Annotated in this window: 20 protein-coding genes and 1 pseudogene; 3 read left to right on the plus strand and 18 right to left on the minus strand. The window is 27.7% G+C overall.

Translation table 11 applies throughout. The annotated features are described in order from the left end of the window. Nucleotides 1-126: 126 nt before the first annotated feature. Together AC5LWZ_RS09210 and AC5LWZ_RS09215 are read right to left on the minus strand one after the other, a co-directional pair. Nucleotides 127-1101, minus strand: a complete 975-nt coding sequence (locus AC5LWZ_RS09210) for a glycosyltransferase family 8 protein (RefSeq protein WP_493463545.1) — start codon at nucleotides 1099-1101, stop codon at nucleotides 127-129. Nucleotides 1102-1111: 10 nt separating this feature from the next. Then, nucleotides 1112-2092, minus strand: a complete 981-nt coding sequence (locus AC5LWZ_RS09215; RefSeq protein WP_198200423.1) for a glycosyltransferase family 8 protein — start codon at nucleotides 2090-2092, stop codon at nucleotides 1112-1114. Nucleotides 2093-2239: 147 nt separating this feature from the next. Between AC5LWZ_RS09215 and AC5LWZ_RS09220 the strand changes: the two genes are divergently transcribed. Continuing rightward, nucleotides 2240-3196, plus strand: coding sequence for a glycosyltransferase family 8 protein (locus tag AC5LWZ_RS09220; RefSeq protein ID WP_086366005.1), 957 nt, complete (start codon nucleotides 2240-2242; stop codon nucleotides 3194-3196). On the opposite strand, the gene AC5LWZ_RS09225 is transcribed toward AC5LWZ_RS09220, so the two are convergent. Beyond that, nucleotides 3197-4165: a glycosyltransferase family 8 protein gene (locus AC5LWZ_RS09225; protein ID WP_493463546.1), complete on the minus strand. Its 969-nt coding sequence runs from the start codon at nucleotides 4163-4165 to the stop codon at nucleotides 3197-3199. A gap of 192 nt (nucleotides 4166-4357) precedes the next feature. On the opposite strand from AC5LWZ_RS09225, the gene AC5LWZ_RS09230 reads away from it, so the two are divergent. Both AC5LWZ_RS09230 and AC5LWZ_RS09235 read left to right on the plus strand, forming a co-directional pair. Continuing rightward, a complete protein-coding gene (locus tag AC5LWZ_RS09230; RefSeq protein WP_198220619.1) occupies nucleotides 4358-5335 on the plus strand; it encodes a glycosyltransferase family 8 protein in 978 nt (325 codons plus the stop codon). An 18-nt stretch (nucleotides 5336-5353) separates the two neighbouring features. Beyond that, nucleotides 5354-6421, plus strand: a complete 1068-nt coding sequence (locus AC5LWZ_RS09235; RefSeq protein ID WP_086360122.1) for a glycosyltransferase — start codon at nucleotides 5354-5356, stop codon at nucleotides 6419-6421. A 39-nt stretch (nucleotides 6422-6460) separates the two neighbouring features. Here AC5LWZ_RS09235 and msbA (AC5LWZ_RS09240) read toward each other — a convergent pair whose 3' ends face one another. The 15 genes and pseudogenes from msbA (AC5LWZ_RS09240) to AC5LWZ_RS09310 form a co-directional block, all read right to left on the minus strand. Next, complete coding sequence (gene msbA, locus AC5LWZ_RS09240; protein ID WP_493463547.1) at nucleotides 6461-8233, minus strand: lipid A export permease/ATP-binding protein MsbA; 1773 nt, start codon at nucleotides 8231-8233, stop codon at nucleotides 6461-6463. An 8-nt stretch (nucleotides 8234-8241) separates the two neighbouring features. Beyond that, on the minus strand, nucleotides 8242-9996 hold the full coding sequence (gene msbA / locus AC5LWZ_RS09245) for a lipid A export permease/ATP-binding protein MsbA (RefSeq protein ID WP_493463548.1): 1755 nt from the start codon (nucleotides 9994-9996) through the stop codon (nucleotides 8242-8244). A 102-nt stretch (nucleotides 9997-10098) separates the two neighbouring features. Next, entirely contained in the window at nucleotides 10099-11181 is a 1083-nt protein-coding gene (locus AC5LWZ_RS09250) for a glycosyltransferase family 2 protein (RefSeq protein ID WP_493463549.1), read from the minus strand. Nucleotides 11182-11256: 75 nt separating this feature from the next. Next, entirely contained in the window at nucleotides 11257-12201 is a 945-nt protein-coding gene (locus AC5LWZ_RS09255) for a DUF7796 domain-containing protein (protein ID WP_493463550.1), read from the minus strand. 148 nt (nucleotides 12202-12349) lie between these two features. Continuing rightward, nucleotides 12350-13405 carry a WavE lipopolysaccharide synthesis family protein gene (locus AC5LWZ_RS09260; protein WP_493463551.1) on the minus strand — a complete coding sequence of 352 codons (1056 nt, stop codon included), beginning with the start codon at nucleotides 13403-13405 and terminating at the stop codon, nucleotides 12350-12352. 37 nt (nucleotides 13406-13442) lie between these two features. After that, nucleotides 13443-14618 (minus strand): glycosyltransferase family 4 protein, encoded by a 1176-nt coding sequence (locus AC5LWZ_RS09265; RefSeq protein WP_493463552.1) that lies wholly within the window; start codon nucleotides 14616-14618, stop codon nucleotides 13443-13445. A 296-nt stretch (nucleotides 14619-14914) separates the two neighbouring features. Next, nucleotides 14915-15709 (minus strand): hypothetical protein, encoded by a 795-nt coding sequence (locus tag AC5LWZ_RS09270; protein WP_493463553.1) that lies wholly within the window; start codon nucleotides 15707-15709, stop codon nucleotides 14915-14917. Nucleotides 15710-15750: 41 nt separating this feature from the next. Continuing rightward, entirely contained in the window at nucleotides 15751-16074 is a 324-nt protein-coding gene (locus AC5LWZ_RS09275; RefSeq protein WP_493463554.1) for a hypothetical protein, read from the minus strand. Continuing rightward, complete coding sequence (locus AC5LWZ_RS09280; RefSeq protein ID WP_493463555.1) at nucleotides 16074-16808, minus strand: glycosyltransferase family 2 protein; 735 nt, start codon at nucleotides 16806-16808, stop codon at nucleotides 16074-16076. The genes AC5LWZ_RS09275 and AC5LWZ_RS09280 overlap by 1 nt, the downstream gene beginning before the upstream one ends. Further along, complete coding sequence (locus AC5LWZ_RS09285) at nucleotides 16808-17440, minus strand: HAD family hydrolase (protein ID WP_493463556.1); 633 nt, start codon at nucleotides 17438-17440, stop codon at nucleotides 16808-16810. The genes AC5LWZ_RS09280 and AC5LWZ_RS09285 overlap by 1 nt, the downstream gene beginning before the upstream one ends. Then, complete coding sequence (locus AC5LWZ_RS09290) at nucleotides 17430-18056, minus strand: PI-PLC domain-containing protein (protein WP_493463557.1); 627 nt, start codon at nucleotides 18054-18056, stop codon at nucleotides 17430-17432. Before AC5LWZ_RS09290 ends, AC5LWZ_RS09285 begins: the two co-directional genes overlap by 11 nt. Then, nucleotides 18053-18802: a glycosyltransferase family 2 protein gene (locus tag AC5LWZ_RS09295; RefSeq protein ID WP_493463558.1), complete on the minus strand. Its 750-nt coding sequence runs from the start codon at nucleotides 18800-18802 to the stop codon at nucleotides 18053-18055. Before AC5LWZ_RS09295 ends, AC5LWZ_RS09290 begins: the two co-directional genes overlap by 4 nt. Before the next feature lie 61 nt (nucleotides 18803-18863). Next, nucleotides 18864-19859: a WavE lipopolysaccharide synthesis family protein gene (locus AC5LWZ_RS09300; protein WP_493463559.1), complete on the minus strand. Its 996-nt coding sequence runs from the start codon at nucleotides 19857-19859 to the stop codon at nucleotides 18864-18866. Nucleotides 19860-20358: 499 nt separating this feature from the next. After that, complete coding sequence (locus tag AC5LWZ_RS09305) at nucleotides 20359-20868, minus strand: GDP-mannose 4,6-dehydratase (RefSeq protein WP_493463560.1); 510 nt, start codon at nucleotides 20866-20868, stop codon at nucleotides 20359-20361. 25 nt (nucleotides 20869-20893) lie between these two features. Continuing rightward, nucleotides 20894-21763, minus strand: a pseudogene (locus AC5LWZ_RS09310) (sigma 54-interacting transcriptional regulator); the annotation flags it as partial. Nucleotides 21764-21784 lie beyond the last annotated feature (21 nt).

The raw sequence follows: 21784 nt of genomic DNA on the forward strand, positions 1-21784 counted from the left end.
ATAACCAAGGCAAAAATATATACATGAACTTTAACTATAAATAAAAAGCTTAATTAGAAATAGATTGAAATTTTTCTAATCTATTAACTAAATAAGCTTGAAAGCAACAAAATTATTAACCTAATATTATTTTTTAAATTTAGTTTTCAAATAAATAATATAATGTTTTATTCCTGCTAGATATTTCTTTTGCCTAAACATTAATTTTGCATAAGCACGGATTGAAGAAGTCTTTTTAGGACAATACAATGGTAAATTATCATTTCGCCATGGTGATTTTTCTAAATAAGAATCAAATAATTTCGAACGATACGGTTGGTGCCAAGGCTTATTTTTAGTAATGTAATGGATAAATATTGTTCCGTTAGGAACATTTGCATCGTCATTTCCATTAATTGATAATGCCAATAAATTATTAAATTTTCTTGGTAATATTAGCCTTTTTTGACCAACACAAATATTTAAAACATCTTGATCAGGATATTGATATTTTTCGCCGCTATTTAATAATTTCAATGTTTTATCTGTAATTTCTTCTTCACACCAAAGTGAAATGTTAATTAACATAACCCCAGAGTTAAAATAAGTGCCCGGAACCACGTCATATTTAGCACATTGAGTTTGTTGCATATATGGAACATCTGCAATAGCCGCGACGATAATTTCCTTTAAATCGATGCGATCAATATCTGCCAAACTGTTAATACATAATGTATCACTATCTACATAGAGTAATTTATCAGTAGTCTTTTTTAGTATTATTGGCGCTATTAAGCGAACACAGGCTGAAAGTGGAAATTGTTCGGTATTTTGTTCATCTATTTTAAATTCATCATTAATCACATATTCAGTTATTGCTATGTTATCAAATTTAATTCCGCTAAATTTACGTCTATTTTCATCGGAAAGATTGTGCGTAAATAAATGAAAATGGATCTGCTGAAAAGGATTACTCTCAACAATAGAAAAAATATTTACTCCAGCAGGCAAGGCATAATTATCATCAAAACATAATAAAATATCTAATATAGATTGGTTATTATCAAAATTACATGACAAAAACTCATTTCTTTTATTAATAAATTTATCGACTTGAATCACAAGTTCATCCTTATCGTTTCTTAGACGCTTTATGCTTGAGGTAAAGCAAATAATATTTACAAGCCGAAAAATATTTTTTTTGGCTAGCTAACAGTTTTGCATAACGCCTTGTAGTTGATGGCGCATTCTCATTAGCTAATAATAATTTTTGATTAGCCCATGGCGAAGTAGCAATATAACGTTGATAAATAGACGTTAAATATAATTGATACCATGGTTTATTACCTGTCACATAATGAATAATAACAGTATCATCACTTAAAACGCTATCTTCTTTTCCACCAACAGTCAGTGATGTGAGTTGATTAAATATTTTCGGTAGAAATTGAGTTTTACCTTGCATTAATATATTCAGAACATCCTGATCGGCAAATTTGTAAACTTTACCACTATTAATCATTGCAAAAGCTTTTTCGGTAAGATTATTATCTACCCACATATCAGTATTGATATAAATCATACCCGCATTAAAATATTCGCCATATGGAATATCACAGGCTGAACATTGTTTTTCTTGAGTTTTCTTTACATCAGGCACTACAGCGGCATATTTATCGGATAAGTCGGTATTGATCAAATGATTCAGATTGTTAGTACAAAGAATATCACAATCTAAATATAACACTCTGGATGTTATTTTATTTAGTATTTGAGGTACGACAAAACGTAAACACGTTGACGCAGAAACATGTAACACTAGAGTATCTGGATTTATAGAAAACTCATCGCTAACTTCGTAACAGATTATTGTGGTGTTTTTTTCACTTAATTGATGAAATTTTTGTATTTTCTCATCAGATACGTTGTTGGCAAATAAATGAAAAACCAAATTTTTATCGGAATTATTAATCATAACTGATGACATAGCAATACCTGCTGGCATTGCATAATTATCATCAAAACAAAAAGCAATATGAACTGTTTCTTGTGATTCAATTGTATGACTAAATAAAGTAGTGACCTTACTAATAAAAAGATTTTCTGCTAACATCAAGGCTTAATGTCCAAAATTAGAAATTTATTTATTGTAACATAATCAATTTTTATGAAAAAATTAAATATGAATATAACATAGCTATTTTGTAATAACAAAATAGCTATGTTATATTTAAAAGCAACGTATCAATGAGTATTTGAAATGAATAATAGTATTATTAATATTGTATATTGTACAGATGCGAATTATTTAGAACATGTTGGTGTATCTATTACTTCAATCATACTTAATAATAAAAATCATAATATTCATTTTCATATTTTTTTATATGATGTTTCGGAAGAAGATAAAAACAAGCTCAAGGAAATTAGTCCTTTAATTAATCTTTATTCTATCCCAACAGATGAGTTAGATAAATATTCTGAAATTCAGAATGATAAGATAAAGCATATAAATCGCTCAATGTATATTCGCTTATCTGTACCAAGATTATTACCTGATTATGTTGATAAGTTTATTTATTTAGATGCAGATATACTATGCTTTAGTGATATATCTTCTATTTTGAATATCGATATTGATTCGGTAGTTTGTGCTGTGACGGCCGACTCTTTAGACGTAAATAATATGTTACAAAATAGAAACCGTTTAGGTTTAGCATCTGAAAAATATTTTAACTCTGGTTTTTTATATATAAATACTCAAAATTGGAAAAAATTTGATACCGAAGATAAAGCTAACCAAATATTATTATCTCCGCAAAATTATAATCTTATATACCCAGATCAAGATGCATTAAACATTGTTTTGCAAAAACAAATTAGTTTTATTAATGTAAAGTGGAATTATTTATTTACTTGGATGAATGATCAAGAAAAAGAATCTTTTTTCCATAATAAACAATCATTACCATGTTTTGTGCATTTCACTGGCGCAAGAAAGATATGGTATCAAGAACATACAGGTCTTGCCCAAAATATTTATTGTTTTTATAAACATTTTACCCCATGGGCTAACTATAATTTAAAAAGTTATAAATCTAAAATGAGAGTAAATGATTATCGAATTTATTCTATATCTTTTTTCAAACAGAAAAAATTTAAAGAAAGCGCAAAATATTTCTTACATTATATTAAATTAAAACTATTCAAAAAGTAATTAATTTACTTTTCTTAGTAAATATAAATAATAAAATTTTATAGCCGACATATAATGTTTTTCTTTAAAACAATACTTTGCATAATTACGTAACCAAGATTTTTTTAATGCTAATGGACGTTCTAAATCTTTCCAAGGAGATAATTGATAATATTTCTTAAATAATAGAGAATCAAACGTTTGATACCATGGTTTATACCCTGTCACATAATGTAACAAAACGGTATATTTCGCAATTTTTTTCTCTTCACTACAAGGTATGGTGATATGAATTTTTGTATTATATTTAATAGGTAAAAGAATAGTTTTGTTTTCTAATAAAATATTAAGAACATCTTGATCAGCAAAACGATAAATATTCCCATCATTTACTTTTTTAATACATTTATTTGTTAGATCATTTTCCATCCACTTTTCAGTATTAATTAATAACACACCAGAATTAAAATATTTCTCTGCGTCAATAGAATATAAAGTTTTTATTTCATTTTGCATTGGTTTATCATCAGGAATAACTCCTGCAACACAATTTGATATATCCGTATTATATAATTCTGAAATTGATTTCAAACAAAGAATATCACTGTCAAGATATAAAAATTTTTTTACCTGAGAATGTAATAGAGCAGGTAGAATAAAACGAACACAAGAAACAGCGGATAAATAACCTAATACTAAGGTATCTGGATTAATATCAAAATTACCATTTAAATAGTATATTTTTATACTGACATTATATTGAACAAGTTCTTTTAGCTTAGCTATATTAGCAATAGAGACGTTATCAACAAGAAGATGAAAACAAAAATGTAAACTATCATTATTTTCAATTACTGAAGTTATAGTTACCCCTGCAGGCATTGCATATTTATCATCAAATGCAAGTGCAATATGCACTATCTCATTATCTTCAGTATTTGTTAGTGCAAATCTTTCAATTTTACTTATATATTTTTCTGAATTAAACATTGATTATTTCACTTTATAAATTTTTTCTATTCTAAATAAATACATTAAATGTGTAAATTCATTTGATAAATTAAAAACTTTGAATTTACCAGATTTTTATTTATATTAAAATTTTTACCTATATTTTGTTAACAATCGAATATATAATTAGCCACATCTTTTGTTAGAAAAATAAGAATTAGAATTAATTAAATGTATAACGTTAATAACTTTATTGACAAGATTGAACCGATAAGTAATAATCATAGTCAACAGTTTCCAACTCTTCACATTGCTTTAGGTTTTGATGATAATTATGCAATGCCTGCAGGCGTAACAATATCATCAGTTATCCAAAACACTCCGAATTACAATCTTCATTTCCACTTATTTGTTGATAATGTTTCACCAATAAACATTGATAAGTTTAAAAAAATTAACTCTTCTAATGTATCAATTACATTATATTACTTGAATAATAATTTTATCATTAATCCTAAAACATTGGTTTTGCATATTTCAACTGTATCAACTTGTATTCGTTTTATTATGCCAAAGCTCCTAGTCTCAGTGACTGACAAATTAATTTACCTTGATAGTGATGTAATTTGCTTAAAATCATTAGCTAAATTAGCTGAATTCAATATTGACGATTATATAGCAGGTGTTGTTAGTGATACTAAAGATATGCAACAAGCTATTAGTAAAATGTATGATATTGATTCGACAAAATACTTTAATGCTGGAGTTTTATTGATAAATACCAAGAAATGGTGTGAAGAAAAGATTTCTGAAAAAGCATTAACATTAATTAATGATGGTAATATTTATAAATTTGCAGATCAGGATGTTTTAAATATTCTATTGGAAAATAAAACGCTATTATTGCCTATAAAATTTAATACTAAAATAAAAATTTCAATCGACGCACATCAAGAAAAAGAAATCAGGCCATATACTGTCATTTTACACTATATTTCGCAAAACAAGCCTTGGTTTAAAGTCTATCTTTCTAAAATTTTTGAGTATTATTTAGCTTTATCTCCTTGGAAAGATGAACAGTTGCCTTTAAGTGGTAATAGTTCATCTATAAGAAATTATGCTAAATATTTATTTAAACAAAGGTACTATTATAAATCTATTTATTACTATATTATTTATTTAAAATATAAATTATTTCTCAAAAAGTAATTATCTAATTAAAAGTTTATGATAAATAACACCGTTTGTCTTTCTATAATTATACCCTGTTATAATGTTGAAAACTACATTATAGATTGTCTAGATTCTGTAACAAAATATAACTCTAATTCAATTGAGATCATATGTATTGATGATGGTTCAACCGATAATACACAGCACATACTTGAACAATATCGTTATAAATTCGAAAATATCAGAATAATCAAGCAACAAAATCAAGGAGTTAGTCAAGCTAGAAATAAAGGCATTGAGTATTCAAATGGTAAGTACATTTTATTCATTGATTCAGATGATATTATAAATTCTGATTTACTCAAAAAATTCTTAGACAGTTTAAGTATTATGCCTCAATTAGATTGTTTTTATTTTGATTATACATCTTTTAAAGAGACAGAAATAATCTCTTATGCGACTAATTTGGAGACAATAAAAACAAAAAGTTTCACTACAGGAATAGAGTTATTAAATTATTTACTAGAAAAAAGAAATTATTCTGGCGTTGTATGGCGATTAATTTTTAACCGAAAATTGTTATCAGAAAAATTCATTGAGAAAAATCACGAAGATCATAATATTTCGCTTTCTATTATCTCAAAAGCGAAATTAACTTATTATTTCATTGATAAAAATTGTTACTTTCATCGAGTTCGCTCTTCCTCTTTATCAGAACAATATATTGATGATTTAAATTTAAAAACTTTAATAAAAGTTTTAAATCAGTGCATAACAAAAATTAATAAACTACCATTATCCGATAAAGCAAAATGCAATTACATTTTTGCCATGAATATAACCTATTTAGAATCACTATTAAGATCAGATAAAATATTTACAACAAAAATAAAGGATAATATTGTAAAAGAACTCGGTTTCCTGAAATTAATGATACGTATCATTAATAATAAGAAATCGAATGCTATAAGAAATATTTTTTATATACTCAAATTTACAAAAAAGAACCCTTGTTCATTTTCTGTAAAAAAAGCACTGCTAAAATGTGCTATAACTAAAAAATATCCTGATTTAAATATCAAAAAAGATTACAAATCCTATTCATCTTTAAATAAATTTTAAAAATATATTAAGCATATTTATTACACAATCAATAAATTATTATTCATTAAAATTACTTTTATATAATTTTGTATATGCGCCATCTTTTTTCAATAACTCGGTATGTGTACCTTGCTCAATAATACTTCCCTCATTCATTACTAATATTTGATCAGCATTTTCAATAGTAGATAATCTGTGAGCGATAACAATAGATGTTCTTCCCTTTTGTAATATATCTAATGCTTTCTGTATTTCTTTTTCTGACTCGGTATCTAATGCAGATGTGGCTTCATCTAAAATCAGAATAGGGTTATCTCTTAATAGTGCTCTTGCAATAGCAATACGTTGGCGTTGACCACCTGATAATAAAACACCATTTTCACCAACAACTGTATCAAAACCTTTATCGAATTGTTTTATAAAATCATAAGCATTTGCTTTTTTAGCAGCTTCTTCTATTTGCTCCAGAGAAAATTCACCAATTTTTCCATATGCTATATTATTTGCGATAGTGTCATTAAATAAATGCACATGCTGTGATACTAATCCTATTTGATTCCTTAAACAGTACAATGTGTAATTACTCAGATTAATTCCATCAATAGTTATTTCTCCATCAGAGATATCATAGAAACGAGTTAATAGATTCGCAATTGTCGTTTTCCCTGATCCTGACTTCCCAACTAAAGCCACTGTTTTACCAGCAGCCACTGAAAAACTAATATTGTTTAATGCTAAATCTTGTCTTGTGGCATATTTAAACGAAACATTTTTAAAAATAATATTTCCTTTAACTTTATCAATATTGACATTACCATTATCTTGTTCAATTGGTTGTTCTAATAGAGAAAACAATGTTTGGCAGGCAGCCATACCCTTTTGGAATCCTGCATTTACACTAGTTAGACTTTTGATCGGTTGCATTAAAGCAACTAATGATGAAAAAACGACAGTAAACTCACCAGGGGTAATATTTAAATCAGGATTACTTGCTGTAAGTAATACAAAAGCTATAGCAAATGAAATAACAACTTGAACGATAGGTGTTGATAATGCTGAAATAGAAACTAATCGCATGTTATCACGACGAAATTTATTACTTACTTTTTCAAAGTTTCTATTTTCTTCTTCTTGAGCCCCAAAGATAATAATTTCTCGATAACCTTTTAACATTTGCTCAACAGACATTGTCACATTGCCCATTGAATTTTGCATATTTTTCGCTAATCTCCTAAATCTTATAGAGATAAAAGTAATAAGGCTTATCACTATTGGTGTAATAATGATTAAAGAAAGAGATAATTGCCAACTATTATAAAACATTGTATAAAATAGACCGCAAATAAATGCAGTTTCACGTATTATTGTTATTAATGCGTCAGATGAAGATGCTGCTACCTGATCTGTGTCATAAGTAATACGTGATAACAATCGTCCTGTTGAATTTTGATCATAATAACTAACAGGAGAATCCACAAAATGACTAAATAGTCTTTGTCGAATTTTCATCACAATATTTCCAGATATTAATGACAAAAATATAGAGTAACCATAGTTTGCAATTCCACGCAATACTACTAATCCAAAAATGTAAAAAGGTGCCATTAGTAAAAAATCTTGATCATTCATTGAAAAACCACGATCCAATAAAGGCCGTAATAATGCTATCAATGAGGTATCAGCAAATGCGCTTGCAATAAGTAAAATAACCGACAAAAATAAAAAGAATTTATGTTCCATAATTAATGGAAACAACTTTAAAAAAGTTTTCCATGTAGAAGAATCTTTATCTATGTCATTAGGATTGTATTGGCTATTTTTTTCATTCATATTATTCATTATTTATTGTGTTTACTCTGAGTATTAAATTGCATTTCATGCATTTGTGCATAAATTCCATTTAAATTGATCAATGATTGATGATTGCCATCTTCGATAACTTTTCCATCATCAATAACTAGAATACGATCCGCTCTTTCAATAGTAGACAAACGATGAGCAATAATAATAGATGTTCTATTCTTCTGTAGTATTTCTATTGCTTCTTGTACTAGTCTTTCTGATTCGTTATCCAATGCTGAAGTTGCTTCATCAAAAATTAGTATCGGATTATCACGTAATAAAACTCGCGCTATTGCAATTCTTTGTCTTTGCCCACCCGACAATAAAATGCCATTATCACCTATTTCAGTGTTAATGCCGTTTTCCAACTTGCTAATAAACTCAATTGCGTTTGCTAGCTTAGCAGCTCTTATAATATCCTCTTCACTATGAAATTCTTTTTCACCATATGCAATATTTTCAGCAATTGTACCATTAAATAAATGAACATTTTGCGACACATAACCAATTTGCTGGCGTAAAGATTTCAATGTATATTCTTGAATATTTATAGAGTCTAATAAAATCTCGCCTTTTGACACATCATAAAAACGTGGTAATAAGCTAGCAATTGTTGATTTACCTGCACCAGAACGCCCAACTAAGGCTATCGTTTGTCCAGCTTCTATTTTTAAACAAAAATTATTAAGTGCTGGAGTATTTCTTGTTGGATAAGTATAAGTAACATTCTTAAATTCAATGTTTCCTTTTACTCTTTCAGCTACAATAGTTCCATTGTCATCTTCTAATGGAGAATCTAAAAGTGCAAATAGAGATTCACAAGCAACAGCACCTTTTTGGAGTTCTACATGTAAACTTGTTAATTCACGTAACGGACGCATTACGGCAACCATTGCCGAAAAAACAACAGTAAATGAACCTGGAGTAATATCTAAATTTTGACTTGCGACTAAATAGAGTATAAAACCTAAGCCAATTGTTGCAATCAACTGAATTATGGGGGTCGATAACCTTGAAACTATTTCAATTTTCAGCATACCTCGCCTAACACTATCTGTTATGCGATTGAAATTATTTTTTTCATATTCTTTAGCATTAAAAATCAAAACTTCTTTATGGCCTTTTAACATTTCGTCACTTGCTATAGTAATTTGTCCCATTCCAGCTTGCATAGATGCAATTGTTTTCCTAAATTTTTTAGCAATAAACTGAGCAACAAAAATAATTAATGGAACTAAAATAATCAATACTGAAGCTAATTTCCAACTGCCATATAACATAACAAGACACAAGCCCACCGCATAAGTTATTTCACGAATAAGTATTATTAAAGCGTCAGATGAAGCTTTTGATAGCATCTGAGTATTAAAAGTAATAACAGAAACCAGATCTCCAATAGATTGCTTATCATGAAAACTAATAGGACTTTTAATCAAATGATTGAAAATCATTTGTCTAAACTTAGTTACAACTTTTCCTGATAACCAAGAAAGGCAATATGTTGAAATATAATTAGATAATCCTCTTAGTAAAATTAATCCAATAATTGCAATTGCGATTACGATCAAAAGAGAATAATTTTTATCCATTAAACCATAGTCAAGTAAAGGCTTAGTAAGAGATATTAGGGTAGCATCTGTAGCAGCATTCAATAAAAGTCCAAACACGGCTACAATTAATGCTTTTTTATATGGTTTAATAAATGGCCAAAGTTTTTTTAACGTCGTAATTGAGTTTAATTTTTGAGGCATAATAGAATATTAAAATAATAAATTATGGATAATTATACACTATCTAAAACTTTCACGTTAATTTTATTGTGTTATGATTACATAATAATTCGTCATATAATCCTAATTTATCTTAGATGATATATTTAATTTCTTTTTTATTTTAATCTTAATCCCTAAAAAACATAAAATATAAAATTTATCAGCGTCCCAAAATCCAATCAAGCGTTGTCTTTTATTTAAAAATAATTGATTTATTTTTCCGATAATATGATAGTTTTTTTCAGAAATTGAATGTAAGAATGTATTATTAGGAAAATAAGATGTCAAACCAAATTGATTAACAATTTGAGTAGCTTTATTTAAAGCTAATGCCCTATTCTTTTTAGGCAAACGGCGCATCGACTCTATCAACTTATCCTGAAATAAGTCAACTAAAACAGGTTTAAACTTGTCAAATAACTGCCAACGAATAACAAATTGCAATAAGTGTTCAAAACATAATAATGAATCTAATTCATGGGAAATGATGCTATTTTTCTGATTTCCTTTCTTATAACTCATAATAGAACCATCTCTTATTAGATAGTTATAATATTTATCATTGATAAAATATGCTCCATCACATAACAATGCATAAGACCAGAAAAAAGGATTATCTTCATACCAAAGCCCTTCCGGAAATATAATATCGTATTGCCTAATAATTGAAAGTTTATAAACTTTATTCCAAGCACATACATCCATCTTCTTCAAGACATCATTAGATAATTTAATAAAACCGTTATATTTATGTTCAAAATAGCGTTCGTCTTGGATTCGGCTAAGATTGTTTTCAACTATGAGATTAGTCGAAAAATAGACTAAATCAACTTCCGATTTATTAAATTTTTCAATCGCTTTCTCGTATGTATCTAGTTCAATAAAATCATCTGAATCAACAAAAGTAATATATTCTCCGTTAGATTGTCTGATTCCTATATTTCGTGCTGAAGATAAACCACCATTTATTTTACTAATAATTTTGATTCGATTATCAATCTTTTGATAGAATTCTAATATATTTAGAGAGTCATCGGTTGATCCATCATTAACACAAATAATTTCAATATTCTTTAAGCTTTGATTAATTAAACTATCTAAACATTTTATTAAATATTTTTCCGTATTATATACAGGAACAATTATTGATAAAATTGGCTCCATTAAAAATAATCCTTAATTGTTTTTATTAATACTTAAATAACTTGTAAAATCTGATAAAAAACTCATAACGGTCTATTACAATTCACCCCGCATTTTCATGATTTTTTTTTGCAATTTATATATTTGATTTTTTACAAAACAATAAGGTAATAAATTTAATAAAGAAATGATTACTTTCCTTTTAATATACTTAGATTGTGAGTATTGTTTTAGTTTTTTCTTTTCAACAAATTCAATTTTAATAACATCAAAACTAGGACCATGTTTAAAATTAATCGGCAGTGGTTTTATCGCTTTATATCGCCAAAAATCAGCCCACCAAACCTCCATACAATAAAAATCATCAGATTGTAGATTGCGTTCAAAATCAATATATAATGATGACGCTTCATTTATAATATTTGGACGTCCAAAAAAAATCAAATCTGAACCAGCCAAAAAACGAGGATCCTCAATCATATTTCCACGTCCAAATGGATTAAAACCATGAAAAATTGCATTTTGTGGTATTGCTAATTTAAATTCAGAATAACAGTTTATAAATGAATTAATTCTAAATGGCTTTTTGAAAAATATGTCTGGTCTGGTTACTATTACCCAATCGTATTCAATATCATTTTCGATTTCATATTCATTACGTAATTTATTGCTCATATAAATAGTATAAGCATTATTTAAACATCCTTTTTTAGCTCTTGGATGTTGACCTATTTTTTCTACTAATACATCATCTGAACAATCTAATTGCGGTTCAACAAGCATCTTTTTAGGTTGATAAAGTTGATTAACTAATAATAATTTTTCACTAGTTAATGTTTTTTCCGTTAAAGGCTTTCCATCAACATTACGATAGTTGATGGTAGAATGATCTAATTCTTCCCAAGTATGAATAAAAATATCTATATGATAACCGTCTTGTATATTTTCTTTTAATAAATTTTGTTCAAACGAATTGAATGTATATTCAAAGGTTCTCAAATGACCAAAAAGCTGAACTGCAATTCTTCTTACATCTTCCATAAAAAAAACACCATAAATTATAAAATTAATGCTATACACTTAATGAAACAAACTATTTATCATTACCTTACATTCATTTGTTATAGAAGTCTATTATTCGAAAAGTAAATAATATTTACTTAATAATGATTACAAATATAATCATTATTCATCTATTGTCGACATTTTTAAACACTTTATATTTTCTTTTTGAGCTTTCGATGTGATTATTTAGATTATAAATACTTTTCGAAATAATTATATATGGGAAAATATAGGCAAACAATTTTACTATTTTTAACGATTTATAAGTTAACTTATACCGATTTTTTTTCAAATTTGAATTAAATTTAAGGCCATAAAGTATTCTACTTAATAAAATAAACCATATACTTTTTAACGTAGCCCTTTTATTTATGAACTCATGTTTATTGATACAACGACACCTTTCCAGTGGGCCATCTTTAAACGGCGCCATATCAAAGTAATACGGAAGAACTAGATACCCTTTAGGAAGAAAAGGTACTCGATTCTCTTTCCAACGATAACTTATATCCCAACTATCGATTAAATAAATAAACTTTTTCAATGCCAATAAACTATCTTCTTGAGTGTTTTTAACATCCCAACCTTTTGATTGAATGTAATTTTTGAATAAATAAGATTCAGGAGTGCAGTCAAGTGCTTTTAAGGTATAATTAGACGCTTCAAATTCTTTTTGATTTTGTAACATATGCCCTAAATGAGTATTTTTCATTAAAGGGCAGGAAAAATAATGTACCATATCAACTTTTTTTCCAGCTAATAACATATCAGAAGGATGATATAAACGATCCGATCTAGTATAGCAATTTGTTGATAGAATCATAGAGTTATCTAAATTTTTCAAATGTGGAATTAAGAGAGAAAAGTTTACACTTTGATCATTTCTAAGTTTAATAACATATGAATCATGCGATATTTTATCCAGACCTACTCTTATACTATTTATTTGCCTGTTTACATTGAAAAATCCAGGGTTGAGTAAATCAGAGCATTGTACGAGCTTTATCTCAGAGTTAAGCCTATTCTTTTCTAAATAGTTATTATAAACTTGTATGTCATTTCTATAGCATACAATTACAATCTCTTTAAAAATAAATTTTGATTTTTTTATATCTGTAAAAATTTGCTCAAGCCAATGTCGACAACCTTCCCCATGAATAATAAGAGAAACATTTTCCATATTCAACCTCACATTGAAATTAACAAATAAGAATAAGTCACAGTTCAAATCTTGGTAAAATACAAACTTCTGGAGAAGTTATTTTTTTCAATAAAGTCTTTTGTTGCTCTATAATTTTTTTTCTATCATCTTTTGATAAATTTATAAAATCCGATATAGTATTAAGTAAATCATCATGATCAAATGGGTCAAAAAGCATAGAAACCGGCGAATAATCCTTACATCCTGAAAACTTTGAAGCAATTACAGGAATACCTCTTAAAATACATTCTATCATTGCCATTGGTTGATTTTCATAACAAGATGGCATTACTGTCAAATCAGCTATTGCTAGAAATTTTTCTTGCTGTTTTATAGTCATAAAATCATAGAAAAAAATATTTTCTATATATTTTTCATCAATATTTTTATAAAGCTCATACCGACAATCCAAATTTGTTAACGGATCATGAGTTGAATTTCCAATTAGAAATAAATTACAATCTATATTCTGATCTAATAATTTGATAAAAGCATTAACTAACTTATTATGTCTTTTCCTTCCTTCAAATCGAGTAATTAACACAATATTAAAAGATTCAGAATATAAATTAAAATCAATTTCATCTTTATATTTATCTCTCAATTCATAGCGACTTTCAAGTTTAGAATAAAACGGATTAGCAAAAAATAAAGGTTTTTCATTAAGTTTATATTTTATATAAACATAATCAGCTAAGAAAGTTGACGGTGAGAAATTATAATCGCTTAATTCCATTTGTAATTGTTCTTCTCTAACTAACTGTTGAGTATGTATAGAAGCAAATAAAATATCTTTATTGGTACTCCATTCAAAACATTCTCTAGTTGCAGTATGGTGATTTGTAACTAAAGTTGTATTATGAAAAAAGTTCTTTCTAGCTTTTTCAATCATACAATGCAAACCCAAAGCTAAATAATCTGCAAATTCGATATAATCAGGCTGGAACTCATTCATTTTAACTAATATTGCTTGTCTTTTATTAATCAAATCGCCATGAGGAATAGCACTAAAAGAAAATCGTTGATTTACAAATAAATCCGATTCATTATCATACATCTCTGCCATTACATAAATTTGGTGTTCAGTATTTTCTAATAAATATTTGCAAATATTATATAAATAAGATGCTATACCACCATGTCCAGAATACATTCCAAATTCATGTGCAACAAAAACAATTTTTTTATGCATATTTTTCTCTTTAAAAATTAAAATTGTGGATGAAATAATTACAAATTTAATTTACTTATTAGGTAAAACATACCGTTTACTAAAATAAAATCATTTTCTAACCTTAATTTAAGGTTACATATTGTAAAGAGACTAAAAGAACTAAAAAAATCTTTAAGAATGAAATTTTTGTATTTTATGATACTAATTAAATTAACTTTCAAAATAAAAAGTTAAAAATAAATTTTAGGTTACGAATGATTATTTTTCGTTAGAACGAAGAATAATTTTTATGAAGCTTGAAAAACACACTTATATTATTTTCTGTCAACTTGAATTATTAAAAATAACCACGAATTATCAAATAAATAAAAATTTTTTTGAGTACAATTCATTATTCTTAATTTCTTATATTTACATGATTTTATATTGATTAAATCATCACTTGACTCTAAAACACCATAACTTGATTCTATTTCCATATCAATTATTGAAAACTGTTCATATAGTATCAAAAAATACATATATACATAATAATCAAACTGGAACCAATCAATTAAAGTTAATTTTTCATAAATTCTAGTTATTGCAAAGAATTTATCTATATTTGCTGTTTTGTAAATACAAGGTTGATTAAACCAAAGATAGAACTCTGAATCTAACTTATCTTGAAAATCATTTGGAAAAAATTCTTTACAACTTTTTTTAATTTTTTCTGTTAACTCTTTGCCTTGCGGTAAAACTTTATTTCCAAGTAAAATTTTGTTTTCGAAAAAATTATTACATAAGTCTAAAAGATCAATATTTCGAGTAAATAAAGTTTCTGAATCTATAGTTATTAGATATTGATATGAGGAATACAAATATTTAACGGCCCAAATTTTTTTTATATTTATTATTCCATTTCTGTCAAATATACAAAAATTGGAAGGAAGAATTAATTTATAATCATAATTCCCAAAATTATCTGCTTCATTAACATTTGTAAAAACAAACCATAAATCACATTGAGTCAAATACCCATTCTTAACAAAGGAAGAAATAAGTGATTTCGCAAAAACAAAATGCGGAGTATGGGTAGGGCAAATAAAAGCTATTTTTTTATTCTTCATATCATACTCCTAATAATTTATTAGCTAAATAATCATAAGAATTATTTCAAATATTTATCATTGTTTGCACCTGGCAATTTTACTACGACATTTATAGTATTATCTTCCAAACATTCAAAATCTGTAGATTCATTTGGTTCAATAATAATAATATCACCAACCTGATATTCTCTATTATTCATTTTCACTCTACCTGAAATAATTAAGGTATATTCGGTTGCGATTTTATGATAATGCCTCTCTTCATAATCACCTTTATTATATTTTTTTACTGCAACCTCTACATCATTAGTTTTGCAAAGAGATGGTTCAAAATTTCCAATAAACCAACCTTTAAACATATCATCAAGTTTTGCAACTCTCATTATTTGCTGTCCTTAACATCCATCAACTCAGAAATATATTGAGCTAGTTGTATTTCGGTTTTTAATGGGTGAAATTTCTCATTATTGATTTTATATATAGAAACTTTTTTTTGTTCCAAAATCATCTCATTTAAAGTTTGACTTAAGTAAAAAGCACCATTAATTAGATTATCTTTTCGAATTACATTTTTAGCAGATTCAACAAAATCAGAACCTCTCTTATAATAATAAAATGAAACAAGCGCATTTTTACTGATAGGTTTTTTTTCGGATACTTCAATTACCAAATTTTGAGCGTCTAATTTTGCAAATGAATATCTCGGATGAACAGAGTTAAAAGACACAACTCCAGCATCACTGTTACTTTCCCTGAAAAATTGCAGAATATTCTCACTTGATACTTCAATAAAATCATCTACCGCAAGTAGTATGAGCTCTTCTTCATTATTTATAAATTCTATACTAAGTAAAGCGGTACAAACAGCGCCCATTGTTCTATCATTTATAATAATAATTTCACTATCAGGCACTAATTGTTTAATAACCGAATCTACTTGAAAATTTTGTATATCATTATCTTTAACACAAAACAAAAACTTCCTAGGTTTTAATCCTCGACAGTAATCAATTTGTTTTTCAATTATTAACTTTTCACTGATTTCTGTTAAATAAAGAGGGTATTCTTCACTATTTTTCTCAAAATTTTGCCCACCCATTAAAAAAATGATTTGCATCAATTAAGCCCCTCTTCTATTTCTAAAATACGATTTTTGATGTTATCATAGTTCACTTCATCAACAGTTTTAACAACAAGTACATGTGCTCCTGAAGCAATTGCTGCTTTGATACCATTTTCATTGTCTTCAACAATCAAACAATCTTTTGGTTGTAAATTCATTTTTGACATTGCTGCAAGATAGATTTCAGGATCTGGTTTTGCATTTTTTACATCCTGATTACTTAGCATGAACTCGAAATAGTCTGTTAGTTTTGCATAGTTCATCATCATTTCTATAGTCATTTTTATAGAGTTTGAACCAACTGCAAGTCTATAACCTTCAGATTTTAACTTTGACAAAGCATACTCATGATTAAAACGAGGACGGCATAGATTTTGTATCATTGAAACTGTGTATTGTTGTTTCATTTCATTTATAAAACTATGTAATTGTGTTGGTAAACCTTTTTCTAGAGTTAATTTTTTTAATTTCATAGAAGTGGGTAAACCATCATAACTAGTTAAATGTTCAAATCTGCTTATTTCATAACCGAATAATTTTAGAGCACGATTAAGAGCTTCATAATGCCAATCTTTAGCTTCAATCAATACTCCATCCATATCAAATAAAACAGCTTTAATTTTCATTGAAAAACTCCGTTGCTTTCTCAGGAAAATCTGTACAAATCATTAAATTATCACTATTCAAAAATTCACTATTTTGAATAATAAACCACTGATTCAAATTTTCTCTTTTATGTAATTCAGCTGAAACTAAACAAACTTTTTTACCTTGATCCAAAAGATTATCAATGACTGATGAATCATACCAATTAGAATTAAAACAGTCTAACCAAACCCCTTCACAATCAGATAATAAAGCTGGCTGCGTTAAAATATCACTTAATCCGGTATAAACTTTGAGTTTATTTTTTATTTGACAAACCATATCAGGTATAGACATATCAAATGTAAAATAATTAGTATGATTATATTTGTCTAATAAACTTTTAATGTTTTTAGATAAACCATCAGCTTTAATATTTAGGGCAAGCGGCAAATTTCTCCCATTCATAATGATTAACAATTCTTCAAAAGTTATTTCATTGCCATTAGGCATATCATGTGCAATAACGATTTCACCATTATGATCTCTCAAATCTGTTTCTGTTCCAAAACCCATGTTAAAGCTTCTTTCAAAAGCAGCAACGGTATTTTTTTCATCGCTAAATTTCCAATACCCTCTATGAGAAAGAACAATCATACCTTTACCTTCTGAGAAATTGGATGATTTATAAAAAATTCTAAATCTGTTGGTATTCCTAATCCATACATACCATTATATTCCTCTCCAATCCCATAAATACCTATTTTCTTGCCTTCTTTTATTAAGTAGTTATAACAAGGACAAGTGTAAAATTCATTATTAACACGGATATTATCTTGGATCATTTGTTCTGCCGCTCGAACTAAATCTTTCCCTTTTGAAAAGTTAAAAATACCGACTGTTGCATCATCTGATATCACTTTCTTTTCCGCTGTTTCAATAACAAAACCATCGCTATTCGTTTTAGCATATGACCATTTAGGATCTTGAGATTTCATTGTCATAATCATTCCATCTAAATTTCTAGAAGAAATAATTTCTAAATACTCATTAATATCAAAATCAATATATTGATCGGCATTGGCATTCATTAAAGGTTCATCATTATTAAAAAACTTCTTAGCCAGCAATGCAGTACATACTTGTCCTTCAGTGATACCATTAATACCAATAATTTCAACATTTTTAGCATATGATTTTAATTTCGGTATTAAATTATATTGATCTATATGTTGTTGCTGACAAACAAAAATAAAACGATGCTCACATGATGGTGATAAATTATCAACAACAACTTTTATCATGGGAATATCATGAATAGGAATGAAGGGTTTAGGAATAGAATATCCAGCATCTGCAAACCTACTTCCCCGACCAGCCATAGGCAATACAATGTTTAACATATTATTCTCGTTTTTATAATATGGATAAATTTTGATAAAAGTATTTTATCAAAAAAAGATGCTAAATTCTTGTTATTTTCTTTCTAATTTTTTTTCTTAAATTTTTATTTCTTTTGCCTATAATAAAAATGGTAATTAATTTTGCAAAAAACCTCAAAAGACTATAATAGTCAAGAATTAAATTTAACTTAATTCTTTCTATATCACACCCTATAAAATAACAAGATTTATGAGTTACATACTTATAATATAATTTTTTCCACTCTATATACGTAATGCAAGAAAATTGATCAAATTTTCTATAATCATAAAATTTTCGTGGTGGTTTCAAATTAAATAAACGCCACTCCAAAAAAATAAAATTGGAAGCAAAATATCTTTCGGTAAGAGTTATTTGTTTTTTTGTCATAGGTAACTGATTATTCAGTGATACTTTTTTATTATTTTTTTTTAAACAACTCAGAAAAATATACTGTTCAGGAGCATATTTCCTTATCCAACCGAAATCTTGATGAATATAAAATTCATCTGATTTATTCATTAAATTAATATCAAATAAATTCAATAAATCTAAACTATGTCCAAAAAAAGCGATGTCTGATGGATGATAAGCCAAGTTAACACAATTTGGACTACGCGAAAAATAGCTACATGCTAAAATCTTATGCTTAAATAAAGCAAATTCAGACTCAACAGAATCGTATAGGTCGAAAAATTTTAAAAAAGAATTACCTGTTAGCAAGAAATCAGAACGAATCTTCATTACGTATTCAGTTTCTACAGCTTTAATTCCATTAAGAGTTGAAAGAATTAGTCTATTTACATTATTAACTTTTATTTCACTATAATAAGAATGTTGAAACCCACCTGGATCCTTACTAAGTATCAATTTATCAAATTCCAATTTTTCTATATTGGCTCCATGCCAAGTTGATAATATAATCTTAGCATTAGGTAAATATTTTCTGATACTTAACAAAGTTAAGTATGTAATATCGGGACAAATAGCCCCCTGAACTACAACCGAAATATCTTTGAATTTTATTTTATTATTCATAAGTTATGATTCAGTAATGTATTATTAATAAGACTATGTTTTTATTTATTTTTACATCTAAAATAAGTACAATAGTTTTTATCAATCCAGAATCAGAACCTTCTAATGACATCCAACCTAATTGTCGAATTTTAGATGAATCTATAGCGTATCTGTAATCACGGGTAGGGCTATTTATAACAAAATAGATTAATTATTTGTAACACTTAATACCATTTTTGTATTGATTTAAGTTTATCAAGTATAGAACATACGTTTCGGACTATATTAAGATTGGTACACTATTTACCGACACCAATCCTATATGTTTGCCAATTTTACCATTATTTAAAATAAAATATAATGTCTGAGTAATATCTTTTACATGAATTTTAATTAATTTATTTTCTAAAATATTAGTATTAGTTGCTAGAATTAATTGCTCGAGAGGTTGATGAAGTCGATAATTATTTGAATGAAGGGTTACAATCGTTTAAGTTCCAATACGTGGATGCAAAAATCAAATATTCACTTGAAATACTTTTGATGTCGAATAAGAACTATCTGGTGAATAACATGAAGATTCATTAAACGAGGATTCTTTACTTTTTAATTCACCATATACCTCATCGGTTGAAACATGAATAAAACGAAAATTCTCTTTCGTTTTTTTAGATGTGTAATTTAAATAGTTTCGAGTAGCCTCAAGTAATGTAAAAGTTCCAATAATATTATTTTCTATAAATGTAAATGGATTATCTATCGAGCGATCTACATGACTTTCAGCTGCTAAGTGGATCACTGCATGAGGTTGATATAGCTCAAAAACATGCTCTAATTGTTGCCGATTACAAATATCAACTTTTTCAAAGATATATTTCTCACTGTAAGAAACACTTTCGAGCCCTTTGAGATTTGCGGCATAAGTCAATTTATCAATATTAATAACATAATGAGGGCTATTTTTGATAATAAATCGAACAACAGCAGAACCTATAAAACCAGCACCACCAGTAATTAAAATCTTCATGGGATTTTCTGATAAATTCGTCAATTTACCGCCCTATCCCATAATCCCGAAGTTTATTCGCAATTGCGGTGTGGGATACTCCTAGTCTTTTGGCAAGTTTTCTTGAGCTTGGATATTTGACATAGAGACTTTTTAGGACTTCTTTTTCATAGTTTTTAGTCATTTCATCTAGCGTTTTATTGTCAATATCCCTAATCAATGAGATCTGAGTTGAAGTTATTGCTGGTAAAACAATGTCTTTTACCGTCAATTGTGAAGATGTTAACTGAGCCAATGCTGAATAAAGTACATTTTTAAGCTGTCTTACATTACCTGGCCATGAGTATTGAGCTAAATAAGGAATAACATCTTGATTAACTGTTGGCGGTGTAATTCCCTGCTTATTAGCAAATTCATCAATAAAAATTTGTGTGAGCGGTGCAATATCTTCCTGACGTTCTTGTAGTGAAGGTAAATTTAAGGACAACACATTCAAGCGATAATAAAGATCTTTCCTAAACTTTCCTTGTTCCACCAATTCAGCTAAATCAACTTTAGTGGCACAGATGATTCTAACATCTACATAAACTTCGTTATCATCGCCGACTCGTCTAAAAAAGCCATCGTTAATAAAACGCAATAATTTGGTTTGCATTTGGAATGACATTTCATCGATGCCATCAAGTAATACAGAACCACCATTAGCCTGTTCAAAAAAACCTTTTTTGCTTTCAAGTGCTCCTGGATAAGCCCCTGCGGCATGGCCATAAAGCTCACTTTCAACAACATCATCAGGCATAGCGGCACAATTGAGACCTAAAAAAGTTTGATCCCCCCTAGGGCTATATTGATGACATGCACTAGCCAACAAATCTTTACCTGTGCCAGTTTCACCGGTAATCAATAGTGGCTCCCTTTGCATTGAAAAAGCTTTAGC

It is taken from the genome of Gilliamella sp. LMG 34362, assembly GCF_984569125.1.

Coding starts and splice junctions, on each gene's coding strand:
- AC5LWZ_RS09215 (WP_198200423.1), bottom strand. CDS start 2,092: ATGTTAGCAGAAAATCTTTTTATTAGTAAGGTCACTACTTTATTTAGT.
- AC5LWZ_RS09220 (WP_086366005.1), top strand. CDS start 2,240: ATGAATAATAGTATTATTAATATTGTATATTGTACAGATGCGAATTAT.
- AC5LWZ_RS09225 (WP_493463546.1), bottom strand. CDS start 4,165: ATGTTTAATTCAGAAAAATATATAAGTAAAATTGAAAGATTTGCACTA.
- AC5LWZ_RS09230 (WP_198220619.1), top strand. CDS start 4,358: ATGTATAACGTTAATAACTTTATTGACAAGATTGAACCGATAAGTAAT.
- AC5LWZ_RS09235 (WP_086360122.1), top strand. CDS start 5,354: ATGATAAATAACACCGTTTGTCTTTCTATAATTATACCCTGTTATAAT.
- msbA (WP_493463547.1), bottom strand. CDS start 8,233: ATGAATGAAAAAAATAGCCAATACAATCCTAATGACATAGATAAAGAT.
- msbA (WP_493463548.1), bottom strand. CDS start 9,996: ATGCCTCAAAAATTAAACTCAATTACGACGTTAAAAAAACTTTGGCCA.
- AC5LWZ_RS09250 (WP_493463549.1), bottom strand. CDS start 11,181: ATGGAGCCAATTTTATCAATAATTGTTCCTGTATATAATACGGAAAAA.
- AC5LWZ_RS09255 (WP_493463550.1), bottom strand. CDS start 12,201: ATGGAAGATGTAAGAAGAATTGCAGTTCAGCTTTTTGGTCATTTGAGA.
- AC5LWZ_RS09260 (WP_493463551.1), bottom strand. CDS start 13,405: ATGGAAAATGTTTCTCTTATTATTCATGGGGAAGGTTGTCGACATTGG.
- AC5LWZ_RS09265 (WP_493463552.1), bottom strand. CDS start 14,618: ATGCATAAAAAAATTGTTTTTGTTGCACATGAATTTGGAATGTATTCT.
- AC5LWZ_RS09270 (WP_493463553.1), bottom strand. CDS start 15,709: ATGAAGAATAAAAAAATAGCTTTTATTTGCCCTACCCATACTCCGCAT.
- AC5LWZ_RS09275 (WP_493463554.1), bottom strand. CDS start 16,074: ATGAGAGTTGCAAAACTTGATGATATGTTTAAAGGTTGGTTTATTGGA.
- AC5LWZ_RS09280 (WP_493463555.1), bottom strand. CDS start 16,808: ATGCAAATCATTTTTTTAATGGGTGGGCAAAATTTTGAGAAAAATAGT.
- AC5LWZ_RS09285 (WP_493463556.1), bottom strand. CDS start 17,440: ATGAAAATTAAAGCTGTTTTATTTGATATGGATGGAGTATTGATTGAA.
- AC5LWZ_RS09290 (WP_493463557.1), bottom strand. CDS start 18,056: ATGATTGTTCTTTCTCATAGAGGGTATTGGAAATTTAGCGATGAAAAA.
- AC5LWZ_RS09295 (WP_493463558.1), bottom strand. CDS start 18,802: ATGTTAAACATTGTATTGCCTATGGCTGGTCGGGGAAGTAGGTTTGCA.
- AC5LWZ_RS09300 (WP_493463559.1), bottom strand. CDS start 19,859: ATGAATAATAAAATAAAATTCAAAGATATTTCGGTTGTAGTTCAGGGG.
- AC5LWZ_RS09305 (WP_493463560.1), bottom strand. CDS start 20,868: ATGAAGATTTTAATTACTGGTGGTGCTGGTTTTATAGGTTCTGCTGTT.